General features: G+C 36.4%; 16 protein-coding genes. 8 read left to right on the plus strand and 8 right to left on the minus strand.

The window, feature by feature from the left end; genetic code table 11:
• Positions 1 to 7: 7 nt before the first annotated feature.
• The 6 genes from rpmJ (at position 8) to rplQ (ending at position 3,148) form a co-directional block, all read left to right on the plus strand.
• On the plus strand, positions 8 to 121 hold the full coding sequence (gene rpmJ, locus A9G10_RS05460) for a 50S ribosomal protein L36 (protein WP_025314403.1): 114 nt from the start codon (positions 8 to 10) through the stop codon (positions 119 to 121).
• Positions 122 to 291: 170 nt separating this feature from the next.
• Positions 292 to 648: a 30S ribosomal protein S13 gene (rpsM, locus tag A9G10_RS05465; RefSeq protein ID WP_065558590.1), complete on the plus strand. Its 357-nt coding sequence runs from the start codon at positions 292 to 294 to the stop codon at positions 646 to 648.
• A gap of 15 nt (positions 649 to 663) precedes the next feature.
• Positions 664 to 1,053, plus strand: a complete 390-nt coding sequence (gene rpsK / locus A9G10_RS05470) for a 30S ribosomal protein S11 (protein ID WP_034948028.1) — start codon at positions 664 to 666, stop codon at positions 1,051 to 1,053.
• A gap of 43 nt (positions 1,054 to 1,096) precedes the next feature.
• Entirely contained in the window at positions 1,097 to 1,717 is a 621-nt protein-coding gene (gene rpsD / locus A9G10_RS05475) for a 30S ribosomal protein S4 (RefSeq protein ID WP_065558591.1), read from the plus strand.
• A gap of 25 nt (positions 1,718 to 1,742) precedes the next feature.
• Positions 1,743 to 2,732: a DNA-directed RNA polymerase subunit alpha gene (locus A9G10_RS05480; protein WP_065558592.1), complete on the plus strand. Its 990-nt coding sequence runs from the start codon at positions 1,743 to 1,745 to the stop codon at positions 2,730 to 2,732.
• Between the two features lie 29 nt (positions 2,733 to 2,761).
• Positions 2,762 to 3,148, plus strand: a complete 387-nt coding sequence (rplQ, locus tag A9G10_RS05485) for a 50S ribosomal protein L17 (RefSeq protein ID WP_065558593.1) — start codon at positions 2,762 to 2,764, stop codon at positions 3,146 to 3,148.
• A gap of 393 nt (positions 3,149 to 3,541) precedes the next feature.
• Here rplQ and A9G10_RS05490 read toward each other — a convergent pair whose 3' ends face one another.
• The 4 genes from A9G10_RS05490 to fabI form a co-directional block, all read right to left on the minus strand.
• Entirely contained in the window at positions 3,542 to 3,745 is a 204-nt protein-coding gene (locus tag A9G10_RS05490) for a SlyX family protein (RefSeq protein WP_065558594.1), read from the minus strand.
• 58 nt (positions 3,746 to 3,803) lie between these two features.
• Positions 3,804 to 4,472: a RadC family protein gene (radC, locus tag A9G10_RS05495; RefSeq protein ID WP_065558595.1), complete on the minus strand. Its 669-nt coding sequence runs from the start codon at positions 4,470 to 4,472 to the stop codon at positions 3,804 to 3,806.
• Between the two features lie 165 nt (positions 4,473 to 4,637).
• A complete protein-coding gene (gene slyD / locus A9G10_RS05500) occupies positions 4,638 to 5,207 on the minus strand; it encodes a peptidylprolyl isomerase (RefSeq protein ID WP_065558596.1) in 570 nt (189 codons plus the stop codon).
• Positions 5,208 to 5,588: 381 nt separating this feature from the next.
• The gene (fabI, locus tag A9G10_RS05505) at positions 5,589 to 6,377 is read right to left on the minus strand and encodes an enoyl-ACP reductase FabI (RefSeq protein ID WP_065558597.1); all 789 of its coding nucleotides are present in this window, start codon (positions 6,375 to 6,377) and stop codon (positions 5,589 to 5,591) included.
• A gap of 194 nt (positions 6,378 to 6,571) precedes the next feature.
• On the opposite strand from fabI, the gene tehB reads away from it, so the two are divergent.
• Positions 6,572 to 7,432, plus strand: a complete 861-nt coding sequence (gene tehB / locus A9G10_RS05510; RefSeq protein ID WP_065558692.1) for an SAM-dependent methyltransferase TehB — start codon at positions 6,572 to 6,574, stop codon at positions 7,430 to 7,432.
• A gap of 39 nt (positions 7,433 to 7,471) precedes the next feature.
• Here tehB and fmt read toward each other — a convergent pair whose 3' ends face one another.
• Both fmt and A9G10_RS05520 read right to left on the minus strand, forming a co-directional pair.
• On the minus strand, positions 7,472 to 8,434 hold the full coding sequence (fmt, locus tag A9G10_RS05515) for a methionyl-tRNA formyltransferase (RefSeq protein WP_065558598.1): 963 nt from the start codon (positions 8,432 to 8,434) through the stop codon (positions 7,472 to 7,474).
• Between the two features lie 115 nt (positions 8,435 to 8,549).
• On the minus strand, positions 8,550 to 10,391 hold the full coding sequence (locus A9G10_RS05520; RefSeq protein ID WP_442903217.1) for an SLC13 family permease: 1,842 nt from the start codon (positions 10,389 to 10,391) through the stop codon (positions 8,550 to 8,552).
• A 287-nt stretch (positions 10,392 to 10,678) separates the two neighbouring features.
• On the opposite strand from A9G10_RS05520, the gene A9G10_RS05525 reads away from it, so the two are divergent.
• Positions 10,679 to 12,400, plus strand: a complete 1,722-nt coding sequence (locus A9G10_RS05525; RefSeq protein WP_065558599.1) for a thiamine pyrophosphate-dependent enzyme — start codon at positions 10,679 to 10,681, stop codon at positions 12,398 to 12,400.
• A gap of 93 nt (positions 12,401 to 12,493) precedes the next feature.
• On the opposite strand, the gene A9G10_RS05530 is transcribed toward A9G10_RS05525, so the two are convergent.
• Together A9G10_RS05530 and agp are read right to left on the minus strand one after the other, a co-directional pair.
• Entirely contained in the window at positions 12,494 to 12,988 is a 495-nt protein-coding gene (locus A9G10_RS05530; RefSeq protein ID WP_065558600.1) for a gluconokinase, GntK/IdnK-type, read from the minus strand.
• A 583-nt stretch (positions 12,989 to 13,571) separates the two neighbouring features.
• Complete coding sequence (gene agp, locus A9G10_RS05535) at positions 13,572 to 14,831, minus strand: bifunctional glucose-1-phosphatase/inositol phosphatase (protein WP_065558601.1); 1,260 nt, start codon at positions 14,829 to 14,831, stop codon at positions 13,572 to 13,574.
• Positions 14,832 to 14,833 lie beyond the last annotated feature (2 nt).

The following is a 14,833-nucleotide window of genomic DNA, read 5'->3' on the forward strand; positions in this document are numbered from 1 at the left end:
GAAAAAAATGAAAGTTCGTGCTTCAGTCAAGAAATTATGCAGAAATTGTAAAATCATTAAACGCAATGGCATTGTTCGTGTTATTTGTGTTGAAGGTAAACATAAGCAACGTCAAGGTTAATTTATTTAGCCTAAAAGTTGAACTTTTGCATATTTTACTTGCCAAAGTATAGTAAAGCTGGCTAGAATAGCCAGCCTAAATTTTATTTGCAGACTTACTGTTTGAGTATCCTGAAAACGGGCTTTTCAGTATGGTGAGTTTGTTAAACATTAACAATAAAGGAGTGCATAGTGGCCCGTATAGCAGGCATTAACATTCCTGATCAGCAACATGCTGTAATTGCGTTACAAGCAATTTATGGTATCGGTAATACTCGTGCTAAGACAATTTGTGCTGAAGCAGGTATTCCTGAACATGTTAAGATCAGAGAACTATCTGAAGATCAGATTGAGAAGTTACGTGAACAAGTCGCTAAATTTACTGTTGAAGGTGATTTGCGTCGTGAAGTAACTATGAGTATCAAGCGTTTATTAGACCTTGGTTGTTATCGTGGCATCCGTCATCGTCGTGGACTTCCAGTTCGTGGTCAACGCACTAAGACTAACGCTCGTACCCGTAAGGGACCGCGTAAGCCAATCAAGAAATAATTGAGGTGATAATAAATGGCAAAGACACCTGTTCGTACACGTAAACGTGTAAAAAAACAAGTTTCTGATGGTGTAGCTCATATTCATGCATCATTTAACAATACAATCGTAACTATTACCGATCGTCAAGGTAATGCGTTGGGTTGGGCAACCGCTGGTGGTTCTGGTTTCCGTGGCTCTCGTAAGTCAACTCCGTTTGCAGCTCAAGTTGCAGCAGAACGTTGTGCAGAAGCCGTAAAAGATTACGGAATTAAGAATCTGGAAGTTATGGTAAAAGGACCTGGTCCTGGTCGTGAGTCAACAATTCGTGCATTAAATGCAGCGGGTTATCGCATCACTAATATTACTGATGTTACTCCGATTCCTCATAACGGTTGTCGTCCACCAAAGAAACGTCGTGTTTAATGTTTATTAAACATTGAATGTTTAGGATTATTGGAGAAATAAAATGGCAAGATATTTGGGACCAAAGCTCAAATTAAGTCGTCGTGAAGGTACTGATTTATTCCTTAAATCTGGTGTTCGAGCGGTTGACAGTAAATGTAAGTTAGAACAAGCTCCTGGACAACATGGTGCGCGTAAACCGCGTTTATCAGATTATGGTGTTCAGTTACGCGAAAAACAAAAAGTTAGACGTATTTATGGAATTTTAGAACGTCAATTCCGTAATTACTACAAAAATGCAGCACGTATTAAAGGTAATACAGGTGAAAACCTATTAGGTCTTTTAGAACGTCGCTTAGATAACGTTGTTTATCGTATGGGATTTGGTGCAACTCGCGCTGAAGCTCGTCAATTAGTTAGTCATAAAGCTGTTCTTGTTAATGGTCATGTTGTGAACATTGCATCTTATCAAGTTTCACCTGAAGATGTGATCAGCGTTCGCGAAAAATCAAAAAAACAAGCACGTATTAAAGCTGCTTTAGAGTTAGCTGAGCAACGTGAAAAACCTACATGGTTAGAAGTTGATGCTAGCAAAATGGAAGGTGTATTTAAACGCTTACCAGAACGTTCAGATTTATCTGCTGACATCAACGAACATTTGATCGTCGAACTTTACTCTAAGTAAAGTTTAGCACTTAAGAGAGGACATAATGCAGGGTTCTGTAACAGAGTTTTTAAAACCTCACCTAGTTGATGTTGTTCAATACACTCAAACTCATGCGAAAGTGACTTTAGAGCCACTTGAGCGTGGTTTTGGTCATACTTTAGGTAATGCACTACGCCGCATTTTATTATCATCAATGCCTGGATATGCAGTAACCGAAGTTGAAATTGACGGTGTTCTGCATGAGTACAGTACTAAAGAAGGCGTTCAAGAAGATGTACTTGATATTTTGCTTAATTTGAAAAAATTAGCAGTACGTGTACATACCAAAGATGATGTTATGCTGACTTTAAACAAATCAGGCATTGGTGCGGTAACTGCATCTGATATCACTCATGATGGTGATGTTGAAATTGTTAATCCTGATTTAGTGATTTGTCATCTTACTGATGCAAATGCTTCAATTAGTATGCGTATTCGTGTACAACGAGGACGTGGTTATGTCCCTGCTTCTGCTCGCGTTAAGTCAGAAGATGAAGAGCGACCAATTGGTCGTTTATTAGTTGATGCATGTTATAGTCCTGTCGAGCGTATCGCTTATTCTGTCGATGCAGCTCGTGTGGAACAACGCACCGATTTAGATAAACTGGTTATTGATATGGAAACTAATGGTACTATCGATCCAGAAGAAGCTATTCGTCGTGCGTCAACTATTTTGGCTGAACAACTTGAAGCTTTCGTTGATTTACGTGATGTACGTCAACCTGAAGTTAAAGAAGATAAACCGGAATTTGATCCGATTCTTCTACGTCCAGTAGATGATCTCGAATTAACTGTTCGGTCTGCTAATTGCTTAAAAGCAGAAGCAGTTCATTATATTGGTGATTTAGTACAACGTACAGAAGTTGAGCTACTTAAAACCCCTAATCTTGGTAAGAAATCACTTACTGAAATTAAGGATGTGCTCGCATCTCGTGGTTTGTCTTTAGGCATGCGTCTTGAGAACTGGCCACCAGCAAGTATTGTTGAAGACTAAAATAAAATTTATATAAGAAGGATAAAGTTATGCGCCATCGTAAAAGTGGTCGTCAACTGAACCGAAATAGCAGCCATCGTCAAGCAATGTTTCGTAACATGACTAGTTCACTTGTTGAACATGAAATCATCAAAACTACATTGCCTAAAGCAAAAGAGTTGCGTCGTGTTGTTGAACCGTTAATTACGCTAGCCAAAAGCGATAGCGTAGCTAATCGCCGTTTGGCTTTTGCTCGTATCCGTGATAAAGATACAGTGAAAAAATTATTTTCAGATCTAGGCCCACGTTTTGCTACCCGTCCAGGTGGTTATGTACGTATTTTGAAATGTGGTTTCCGTGACGGAGATAATGCTCCAATGGCTTATATTGAATTAGTTGATCGCCCTGCAGTAGAAGCAGAAGCAACAGCTGAATAAGATTTTAAATCATTGTATATAAAAGCCGGCTATATGCCGGTTTTTTATTGATAATATCTATCAATTTACCGATCACTTAACTTTGGCTTCTTTATCCATTAGTTTATCGTATCTAAATCTATAATATCTCTATTATTGTAGTTGAGTTGATTAAATGTTTTTAATCAATTTTCAGCATATTTCTTTAAGGCTAGCCTTAAAAATGATTAGTTTAGAAGAATTTTAAAACGAGTTTATTGTTAGATAGATTTAGATATCGATATTTTTGTTTTTAGATTAGAGATCAGTAATCATCACTATAGGTGAGTCAACCGAATTACTAGTATTAATCTATTAGATAGACTTAACCTTTGTATTTTAATTTATTGATAACCTCACTAAAGGTATACATAATTAATAGTGTGGTGGTGGGGTCTCCTCAGATAAGTTTGCAATATTCGAAGTTTGAGTGGCTTGTAGTTTTTGTGATAATAACATTAATTGTTCTTTTAGTTTGCTGACATCTGCTTGAAGGTTAGTTACAGCTTGGTTTAATTCTTCAATGGTGATTTCTTGAAACGCAACTTTGGTTTCTAATAATTCGATTTGTTGGGTCATATTATTTTCACAGTTAGACTTTTTAAATATTAGCCTCTATTGTAAGTAAAAATATCCATTAAATCCATCCACGTTCAGCAAATGAGACATATTCACCTTTACCAATTACAATATGATCAATAATACGGATATCGATTAATTCACAAACTTGATCCAACTTACGCGTTAAATTCCGATCTGCTTGGCTTGGTTCTGCTAAACCTGATGGGTGATTATGCGCTAAAATTAAAGAGGCAGCATTATATTGTAATGCTTTTCTTGCAACTTCTCTGGGATGAACTTCTACACAGTTATAAGTACCAATGAACATTTCTTCAGATGTAATGACGTGATTTTGATTATCCAAAAAAATGACCATGAAGATTTCACGATCCTTGTTAGCTAAGCGACTGGCTAAATAATGGTGAGTTAACGAAGGAGAAGTGAGATAATTTTCATTTGTCATTTTTACTTTCAAATATCGATGCGATAATTCAACGACAGCCTTGAGCTGAGTATATTTAACGGTACCTAATCCATGTTTTTTACAAAACTGCTCATGAGTGGCGTTCATCAAATGATAAAATGAGCCAAATTCATTTAATAAATTTTGAGCTAGTTCTAAAACAGGTAATTTTCGGGTACCTGTACGTAAAAATAGTGCAAGCAATTCTGCATCACTTAGCATTTCAACACCAAATTGTAAAAGTTTTTCTCTCGGCATCAGTTTTGGACATTGAGGATGCATATTATTTATATTCCACTCATAAAAAAACTAATTATTCTTAGAAAATTGGCTTGAAAGAATTGAAAATTGAGAAAAGTGTGAATTGTTTCGCAAAAAAATAAATAATATTTCACATGATGACAAAAAAAGCGCTATAAAGCGCTTTTTATCAATTAGTAAGATGACTTAATGGCAACCGCAGCTTCCATGACCGCCACCACAACAACCACTATCTTCTTCATCTTCATGATCGTGTCCGCCACAGCCACAACCACCATGCCCATGTTCGTGACCATGCTCACCATGGATATGTCCATGCGCAATTTCTTCTTCGGTTGCTTCACGAATAGCTAACACTTCAACATTAAATTTTAAATCTTGTCCTGCTAACATGTGATTTCCGTCAATTGTCACAGTATCCCCATCAATTGCAGTAATTTCAACCGGTAGAGCACCATGGTCGGTATCAGCAAAAAAGCGCATGCCAACTTCAAGCTCATCAACCCCGACAAATACATCACGTGGCACATTTTGCACCAGTGCATCATTAAAATCACCGTAAGCATTGATAAGCTCAACATCAAATTTATCACCAACTTGATGACCTTCCAATGCATTTTCAAGCTCTTTTAATAAATTACCAGCGCCTTGTAAATATTCAAGAGGTGCTATCTCTGTTGCTTCGTCAACTAAAACCCCGTCTTTAGTGCGAACTTGATATGCTAAACTGACTACTGTATTTTTTGCTATTTTCATTTTTTCTCCAACAAACTTGTATTTTGCAAACATCTATAGATTTTAACGGAAAATAAAGGATAAGTATTCATAATTTTTATTTTCCCTGCACTATTTATCGATATGATTATTTGTATACTCGCTTTTTAAGTTATGATGTTAGTTGGTCAATATGATGTATGCATATTGTAAGTGTGAAAAATAAAAACAGTCGATAATGAATTCTTACAAGAAAGGTGTGGAACTTACGATATATCTGAATAGATTCAAAAAATCAAAGGATGAAATCAAATTAATTTAATAATTGCCCTTTTTAATCCTAAAAATTTAGAAAATAGACGAATAAAAAAGGCATCAATATCAATATTGATGCCCTTTTTTTATTTTTAAATAATACGTGTGTTATTTAAGTTCTAACTCGTTCATTGCAGCAATGCTAAATCCACCGTCAACATGCACAACTTCACCCGTAATGCCTGATGCTAAGTTTGAACATAAAAATGCCGCTGAATTACCCACGTCTTCAATTGTAACTGTACGACGAATTGGCGTAACCGATTCACAGTGTGATAGCATTTTTTTGAAATCTTTAATGCCTGATGCAGCAAGAGTACGAATTGGACCTGCAGAAATAGCATTTACACGAATTCCTTCTGGCCCCATAGCATTTGCCATATAACGTACGTTTGCTTCTAAAGACGCTTTAGCAAGACCCATTACATTATAGTTAGGGATCGCTCGTTCAGCACCAAGATAAGAAAGGGTCACTAACGCTGAATTTGGATTCAACATCGAACGACATGCTTTAGCCATCGCAACAAAGCTATAAGAACTAATGTCATGAGCGATAGCAAAGCCTTCACGAGTGACAGCATTAACATAGTCACCGTCTAATTGATCGCCAGGCGCAAAAGCAATCGCATGGACAAAACCGTCAAATTTATCCCATGTTTTTGCTAGTTCTGTAAATAGGTTAGTAATACTATCATCGTGAGCAACATCACAAGGTAACACGATTTTAGAACCAAAGTCAGCCGCAAATTCTTCAACGCGTGCTTTTAATTTATCACTTTGATAAGTGAATGCTAATTCTGCACCCTCACGATGCATTGCTTGTGCAATACCATAAGCAATAGAACGATTACTTGCAACACCGGTAACGAGTATGCGTTTACCTGTTAAAAATCCCATAAAGTTTTCCTCTATTATTTTACTATACAGTCTAGGATGGTGAAGATTATATGTTGATAAAGTCAACTTCGCTACTATAAATTTACTTTTAATGATTTTGTTTTGGTTGATGAGTTACCAACAAAACGTTGTTTATATCATCAATAATTGACTATAATAGTCAACTATTAATTTATTTAACTCGTGATAAAATTTTGAAAAACCTAATTTGTTATAAAACATTACCTGTTTGGAATGCTAAATCATTACCTCAATCATTTTGTGAAAAACATAATACGCAAGTTGGCACTTGGGCTAAGCTCAATATCCTAGTGGGCAGTATCGATTTTGAGATATTGACTGAACAAGGGGAAATACAATCGCAACATCATTTTGATGCTTCTCATCAGCCTCCTTTTATTTTGCCTCAGCAATGGCATCGTATTGCTCAGGTATCTGAAGATTTACAATGCCAACTATCATTTTACTGTTTACCAGAAGACTATACTTTTAAAAAGTATCAAATGACCAAAACACATTCTGAAGTGTTAGCGGCAAGCAAAATTATCCCATCAGGAAAAGTATTGGATTTAGGCTGTGGTTCGGGACGTAATTCGCTCTATTTACAGCTACTTGGTTTTGATGTGAATGCAGTTGATAAATCTGAATTAAGTATCGGTAATTTAAATCAAATCATCAATGATGAAAATCTAAAGCACATCAATGCAAAGGTATATGATATCAATCAAGCAAATTTAGAAGGTAAGTATGACTTTGTTCTTTCAACGGTTGTCATGATGTTTTTACAACCTGAAAGAATCCCTGAAATTATTGATAATATGCAAAAATTGACTAAATCGGGTGGTTATAATCTTATTGTAAGCGCTATGTCTACTTCTGATTATCCTTGTTCTGTTGGTTTTTCATTTACGTTTAAAGAAAATGAATTGCGGGAATATTATCAGGATTGGGAAATACTGAAATATAACGAAAATGTTGGAGAATTACATAAAACCGATAGTCAGGGTAATCGAATTAAATTGAGATTTGCCACTTTGCTAGCTAAAAAAAGGTAATCATTACAGGATGATGCATCCTGTAATTTTTTAAATTAATTAGTTGGTATTTAGTTTTTCACCAACAACAAACCAAGCTTTGCGAGAGTTTAATAAATCTTGAGCTGACATCGGTTTTTTACCGGCAGGTTGTAACAGTGTCATATTTAATGCACCATCGCTTGTTGCAATGCATATCCCTTTTTTGTCTGCTTGTAAAATAGTACCGACTGGTTGATTGTGGGGAGTGGATACCACTTCGGCTTGCCATACTTTCACTGGTTCGCCATTAACTTCAAAATAACTAACAGGCCAAGGATTAAAGGCGCGAACACAACGTTCAAGTTGCTGTGCCGATAAATTCCAATCAAGTTTAGCTTCTTGTTTAGATAATTTTTCAGCATAAGTGACCTGTGATGGATCCTGTTTTTCAGGTTGGATTTTCCCTTCAGCAATGAGTGTTAAAGTATCAAGTAGTCCTTGTGGACCTAATTGTGCTAATTTGTTATATAACGTTGCACTTGTATCAGAAGGTTCAATTGGACAGCTGAGTTTATATAACATATCACCCGTATCAAGCCCGGCATCCATTTGCATAATTGTGATACCGGTTAAAGTATCACCAGCCCAACAAGCGCGTTGAATAGGAGCTGCGCCACGCCATCTTGGTAATAATGAACCATGCACATTTAAACAACCTAGTTTAGGCATATCAAGCACAGCTTGAGGTAAAATAAGACCATATGCCACCACAATCATAATGTCTGCATTTAGCTCCGCAATGATTTTTTGGTTTTCTTCTGTTTTGAGCGTTGCCGGTTGATAAACAGGGAGATGATTTTCAATCGCTAATTGTTTAACAGGACTTGCGGTTAACTTATTACCACGTCCGGCAGGGCGGTCGGGCTGAGTAAAAACTGCAATGACATTATGTTTAGCATCAATTAATGCTTTTAAATGGGTTGCTGCAAAGTCGGGAGTACCAGCAAAAATAATATTTAATGGCTTGGCTGTTTGTGGCATATGTCTATAATCCATCATCAAAAAACTCGGATAATTATAACTTAATTTTCATTAAGAATCTTTAATCAAAAAGAATCGATATGTTGGTTTTATCAAACTGATGAGGAATTAATAATTAAAAAGGAAAAAATATAGGTACTAATGCAATATTCACCGCCATAACGAGAAAGGTTAAAGGTACACCGACTTTTACAAAGTCACTAAAGCTGTAACCACCTGGCGCAACGACCATGGTTTTTACCGGCGAAGAGACCGGCGTGATAAAAGAAGCGGAGGTCGCAATAGCGACAGTCATTGCAAACGGATAAGGTGAATAACCAAATTTTATTGCCAGATCAATTGCAATAGGGGCAATGAGTATTGCTGTAGCCGTATTAGAAATAAAGAGACCAACAGTTGAACATAATAAGAAAATGAAGGTTAGCACCATATACGGACTGAAAGAACGTAAATGCACTTCTAACCATGCCGATATGAGCGAAATGCCGCCGGTTTTATTCAGTGCTAAAGCAAACGGCATCATACCGATGATCAAAATGAGTGTTGGCCAGTGTATCGATTTATAAGCACTATTCATGTCGATGCAGCGTGTTGCTCCCATTAAAAGACAAGCTATAAGGGCAGCCACGACATTAGGAACAAGTCCCGTTACCATCAATATAATCATAATAGCCAAATTAATTAATGCTGCAAACGCTTGAGAACTTGCAGGAGCAACATCATCAATATCCGACGGATAATCTAAAACAACAAAATCATTGGTACGAGTTTGTAATTTTTGTATCGATCCCCAATCCCCACATACCAGTAAAGTATCACTCATTTCTAAACGTTCTTGGAATAAGTTATTGGTATCAACAGGGGCATGATTACGCCAAATTCCAATCACGGTTAAAAAGTATTTTTCTCTAAAATCGATTTCATTGAGCGTTTTGCCACAAAGTGACGATTCAGGTAATAGCGCCACTTCTGCCATGCCAACTTCTTTCACTTGTTCCGAAAAATATTCACCCCGTAAAACTTTAGGTTCAAGATTATTGGTCGATAAGAATGTTCGATAATCGGCTTCGGAGTGGGACATATCTAATAATAAAATATCGTTTTCCCGAAATTCTGTTGCCCCATTAACGGGGATTAACACTTTTTGAAATTTGCGCCAACGTTCAATACCAATAACATTGACACCGTGTTCACTTCGTAAATGTAGGCCGTCAATAGTACGACCAACAAAAGGCGATCCCGGTAATATTTGTGCACGATGTGCCCGACCAATTAATTTATAATCTCTGATTAAATCCGTGATTTTTCTTCTTTGTGGCTGGGTATTTGTCGGAGAAACTTGTTGAGCTGTTAATAACCAATTGCGCGTTAATATACAATAAATGACACCAACAACAAGCACGCCTAAGCCAATTGGGGTAATAGAGAAAAAGCCGAATTCGGTTAAATTTGCTCGATTTAATTCACTATTAACCACCAAATTTGGTGCGGTTGCAACTAATGTCATCATGCCACTAATTAAAGCGGCAATACACAGTGGCATCATTAATTTTTTTACATGAATACCCGTATGATTGGCAATACTGATGGCAACAGGAATAAAGATAGCGACAACGCCTGTGGAACTCATTATTGAACCCAGTAACGCCACACCGAGCATAATACAGGTAATAATTCGAACATCATTTTTTCCGGATACTTTAAGAATATATTCGCTCATTTTAAACGAAATGCCAGTACGGACTAAACTTTCACCAATGATAAACAATAACGCAATTAAAATGATATTAGGATCACTAAACCCCGAAAACGCTTCAGCAGGCGTTAAAATACCCGTGACTGATATAGCTGTAATGGTTAGCAATGCAATAATATCCATTCTTAATTTGCTGAATGAAAACATTAAAATTGCAATCAATAGCAATAAACAAACAGTAATAAGCGGATAATATTCGATAAAGTAATGAGGCAAAAATGCAGTTAAAGAGATTAATAAATTTTGCCCGGATGACAAATTTTCCACAAAAAGTCACTCTATGAGAACGATTGGATTTTAACCATAATACCTTGATTTATTGTAATAGGGAATATTTTCCAAAAAAGTTTATTCTCAAAAAAATTAACGAATATTACATTTTTAACATTTTTTGCTTTTTTTTTCATAACCTATTCGCTTTATTAAAACTTAGGTGTAATTTAGTTAACTTAGATTATTTAATCTGTTAATTGTGTCTAGGAGACAGTATGTCATTAAAAAAATCAGTTGCACAAATTATTATCGAAGTGTTAGAGGAAGCCGGTGTTAAACACTGTTATGGAATTGTGGGTGATACACTCAATTACATTACTAGTGCCATTAAAAAAAGTGACATTGAGTGGGTGCATGTTCGACACGAAGAAGTTGGGGCTTTTGCAGCAGGAGCCGAGGCTTATCTGACTAATCAGCTAACTGCATGTGCAGGTTCTTGTGGGCCAGGAAGCTTACATTTTATCAATGGTATTTATGAAGCTCAGCGCAATAAAGCACCTGTTATTCTCTTAGCCAGTCAACTGGTTACCTCACAACAAGGAACAGATTTCCCGCAAGAAGTTGATTTTGAGTCTGTTTATAAAAATTGTTCTGTCTTTTGCCGTCAAATTAACGATCCTACTCAAGCAAGACAGATTACGACGGCTGCCGTTCAAGCTGCAATAAATCAACGTGGCGTTGCTGTTCTGGTTATCCCTTATAATATTAGTTTAGAAAAAGTGGAAGATAAAAGTGGGCATAAAATTTATCATCCTAATCCGATCATTCGCCCATCTGATACAGAGCTTGCCCAAATTGCAGAAATCTTAAATAAAAATCAAAAAGTGGCTATTTTTGCCGGACAAGGTGCAAATGGCGCTCATGATGAATTAATCGCACTTGCCGAAAAATTGAAATCCCCAATTGTGCATACATCAAGAGGTAAGGATTTTGTCGAATACAATAACCCTTACAATGTTGGTATGACGGGCATGTTTGGCGTTGAGTCAGGATTAACCGCCATTAAAGAGTGTGATGTGCTGCTAATGTTAGGCGCTGATTTTGCATGGTCTCAATTCTATCCAAATGATGCCACCATTATTCAAGTTGATATCGATGCAACTCACCTTGGTCGACGTCATCCAGTGAGTGTGGGTGTTGTCGGGAGTAGTCAACCTACTTTGGTGGCATTAATCCCTTTAGTTGAAGAAAAACATGATGCTGCATTTTTAGAAAAATGTCGCCAATTATATGTGAAAGCAATGGATAAATTAAACAAAAAAGCCATGCCTTCAAAATCAATGATTCATCCGCAATATTTAACGGAATTAGTTGATAAATATGCTAATGATGATGCCGTTCTTTGTGCTGATGTGGGTTCAGCAATGGTTTGGGCTTGTCGACACTTTAATACTAATGGAAAAAGACGCACAGTCATTAGTTTAAAACATGGAACTATGGCTAATGCTATGCCACAAGCTTTAGGCGTACAAAAAGCTTTTCCTAACCGACAAGTGATAACGTTATCGGGTGATGGTGGTATTAGTATGCTATTAGGGGATTTACTGACGACTATTCAAGAACAGTTACCGATAAAAATTATTGTATTAAATAACAGCTCTCTCAACTTTGTCGAATTAGAGCAAAAAGTAGAAGGAATTGTGGATCATTATACCGATTTACATAATCCAGACTTTGCTAAAGTAGCTAGTGCAATGGGGCTGTTTTCGATCAGAGTCGAAGATTCAGATTTACTTGAAGCAGCGATGCAATCATTTTTAGCTCATTCTGGACCTGCCTTATTAGATGTCAAAACAAGTGCTAATGAGCTGGTTATGCCACCGGAAATTCAAGCATCGCAAGTGATGGGAATGGCGCTATATAGTGTCAAAGCATCATTGAGCGGCAAAATGGGCGATGTTGTAAATTTATTAGTGGATAATTTTGTTAAAAAATAATTTTAAATTATCTCGATTATTCTGCCGATATAATCGGCAGAATAGTTGCTGGTACATTGTCAAATGATTGACAATCATTGCTTTGAGTGTTGTTTAGCTGTTACAGATTTTCTGTATGATACATTCGGTATCACTGACTACCTTGGCCAAAGGTTGTTCGATATTAACGGTATAAACATCTTTTTCATCTTGTGATGGTTCTTCTAAGGTATCAAATTGGGATTGTAACATTCCCGATTTTTGATAATGACCTTGACGTTCAGCTAAACGGTTTGCAATGACCTCAAACCCGCCTTTTAAATAAATAAAATGAATATTCTTATTTTCGCCTCGAATAACATCTCGGTATTGTTTTTTTAACGCTGAGCAGATAATAATTGAAATAGGATTAACATTACTCATGGCAAATACTGCATCACTAATTAAACGAAGCCACGGCATTCTGTCTTCATCATTTAGGGGCATACCACTGCGCATTTTTAAAATATTGGCTTTAGGATGTAAAAAATCACCATCTAAAAAAGCAGCATCAAAATCATAAGCCACATGTTTGGCAACAGCTGATTTGCCACTTCCTGATACTCCCATTAATACAAACACCTGTTGAGTTTTTTGTGACACAATGACCTCTAACCTATCCGTTTTTTATCAATAACATTCTGAGTATTTTAATGATATTTTCAATATCGAGAACGCGCTTTTGTGATGAAGATCATGAACTATATTATGCCAAATCATAAAAATTATCATAATCAATTTCAAATTTTACTTAAAACATAGATTTCGATCACAAAATAATAATTGCTATTTGCTTTTGATTTCGAAAGTATTATTAAAAAAATGAAGAAAGGCAATAAGGGTGATGATCCAAGACATAATATGCAACCAGCAAATTAGCGATGGCAAAATTGTGGAAGTGCAGGAAAATTATAATAGACAAGTATGGTGAATTAACTTGAAATGAGCGTTAATTTATGACACTGGCATTCACTTACTGTCAGTTAATAACGGAGGGATTTATTGTTACTAAAAGTGATTTTCATAGTTATAATCGTAAACTCATTTTATTTTTACGCATTGAGTGACTCACGGTTAACATCAAAATATATCGTTAGGATTTGATATCGTGTGCTTAAGTGACTTTTTAAGCACACCATCGATAAAATTAATGCTATTGGGTGAGATGATTCAGTACTTGTTTGAACGTTGAAAATGAACAAAATCCATTAGCATTAATAGGACAATTTTCCATTTCTAATACGACTTTATGCGGTGGGTTTTGACGGTTTAATTGTACTAAGTCACGGATCTGATCGGTGGATTGATAAAAATATTCAATTTTCATCAATGCTTTGCCATTGTGATTATTACGCCATTTTTGAAAGACAATTTTTCCACCAATAGGTGTGGTTTCAAACTGCTCTGGTAACGTGTAATGCTTAATTTTAATTGTTGAAAGGAGGGAGGCAACATTTGAATCATGTCCCACTAACAGCGTAAATTTAGGATGTGCTTCATTCTCTGAAAAAGTGTGATTGATATAATCAACTAATTTTGCTGACACCTGTTTTGCCACAACGGGCGATCCAAATAAAACGCTATTGTAATGCTCTTTGATCGCAACTAACTGTTCGAATTGTTGTTTATCCTTTATCTGCCCCCAAGCAATATCATGTAAAGGCGATCCTTCATAATATTGTAAGATAAATGCATCAGCAATAGAAGTTCCGGTACGAAGAGCGCCTGTTATGCCAGGTTCTTTGCCTTTTTCAATAATAAGCTCGGTGGGTAAATGCGCAAAATCACACTGTTTATGTGTAATACAATTGGTTGAATTAGGGTAATTTAGGATAGTTGACAAGTTTTGATACGCTTTACCCAGTTTTTCATTCAGCCCTTCAATACCTTTGGTATCGGCAGTTTGGTTAATTGAATTGATTGCCGCCTGTTTAAAGGCTGAACTATTATCATCAATGACAGGAAAAAATAGCGGATCCATGGTGCCAAGTTTTTCTTTATGGATAATCGGCACAAGACAACCTGGAAAAGCACCTACCGCAAAAAACTGTCCGGTGGCAATTGTACGTTGCAAACTATTGGTATAAATATAAACGTCATCGTCGTTTGGACAACGATCCTCGTTTAATAATTTGTTATCGACTAACCATTGACTGAAATAGTGACCAAAATAGCTTTCTAATGCCCCACCATGAGTCGTTAAATAACTTGCTGGCGTATCCCATTGCGGCCATTGATTGGGCGTGACTTTACCCAACGTACTATTAGGGCTAGCTAACGGTGCTCGCAAACCATGGCGACTAAAAACAACAACTTGTTCTAATGTATAATCGTTCTCTGTTTCTGTAGCCGGTACATTGAAAGATAAAATAGCTGTTAACGCTACGAATCCCTTTAATATTATCTTTTTCATTT

The organism is Gilliamella sp. wkB308, from assembly GCF_001690185.1.
Taxonomy (GTDB): Bacteria; Pseudomonadota; Gammaproteobacteria; order Enterobacterales; family Orbaceae; genus Gilliamella; species Gilliamella apicola_I.

Bases quoted from the DNA above. Each gene is read 5' to 3' on its own strand.
- A9G10_RS05480 (WP_065558592.1), top strand. From the start codon at position 1,743: ATGCAGGGTTCTGTAACAGAGTTTTTAAAACCTCACCTAGTTGATGTT.
- A9G10_RS05490 (WP_065558594.1), bottom strand. From the start codon at position 3,745: ATGACCCAACAAATCGAATTATTAGAAACCAAAGTTGCGTTTCAAGAA.
- agp (WP_065558601.1), bottom strand. From the start codon at position 14,831: ATGAAAAAGATAATATTAAAGGGATTCGTAGCGTTAACAGCTATTTTA.
- fmt (WP_065558598.1), bottom strand. From the start codon at position 8,434: ATGCCACAAACAGCCAAGCCATTAAATATTATTTTTGCTGGTACTCCC.
- rpsK (WP_034948028.1), top strand. From the start codon at position 664: ATGGCAAAGACACCTGTTCGTACACGTAAACGTGTAAAAAAACAAGTT.
- fabI (WP_065558597.1), bottom strand. From the start codon at position 6,377: ATGGGATTTTTAACAGGTAAACGCATACTCGTTACCGGTGTTGCAAGT.
- A9G10_RS05530 (WP_065558600.1), bottom strand. From the start codon at position 12,988: ATGGGAGTATCAGGAAGTGGCAAATCAGCTGTTGCCAAACATGTGGCT.
- radC (WP_065558595.1), bottom strand. From the start codon at position 4,472: ATGCATCCTCAATGTCCAAAACTGATGCCGAGAGAAAAACTTTTACAA.
- slyD (WP_065558596.1), bottom strand. From the start codon at position 5,207: ATGAAAATAGCAAAAAATACAGTAGTCAGTTTAGCATATCAAGTTCGC.
- A9G10_RS05525 (WP_065558599.1), top strand. From the start codon at position 10,679: ATGTCATTAAAAAAATCAGTTGCACAAATTATTATCGAAGTGTTAGAG.
- rpmJ (WP_025314403.1), top strand. From the start codon at position 8: ATGAAAGTTCGTGCTTCAGTCAAGAAATTATGCAGAAATTGTAAAATC.
- rpsD (WP_065558591.1), top strand. From the start codon at position 1,097: ATGGCAAGATATTTGGGACCAAAGCTCAAATTAAGTCGTCGTGAAGGT.
- rplQ (WP_065558593.1), top strand. From the start codon at position 2,762: ATGCGCCATCGTAAAAGTGGTCGTCAACTGAACCGAAATAGCAGCCAT.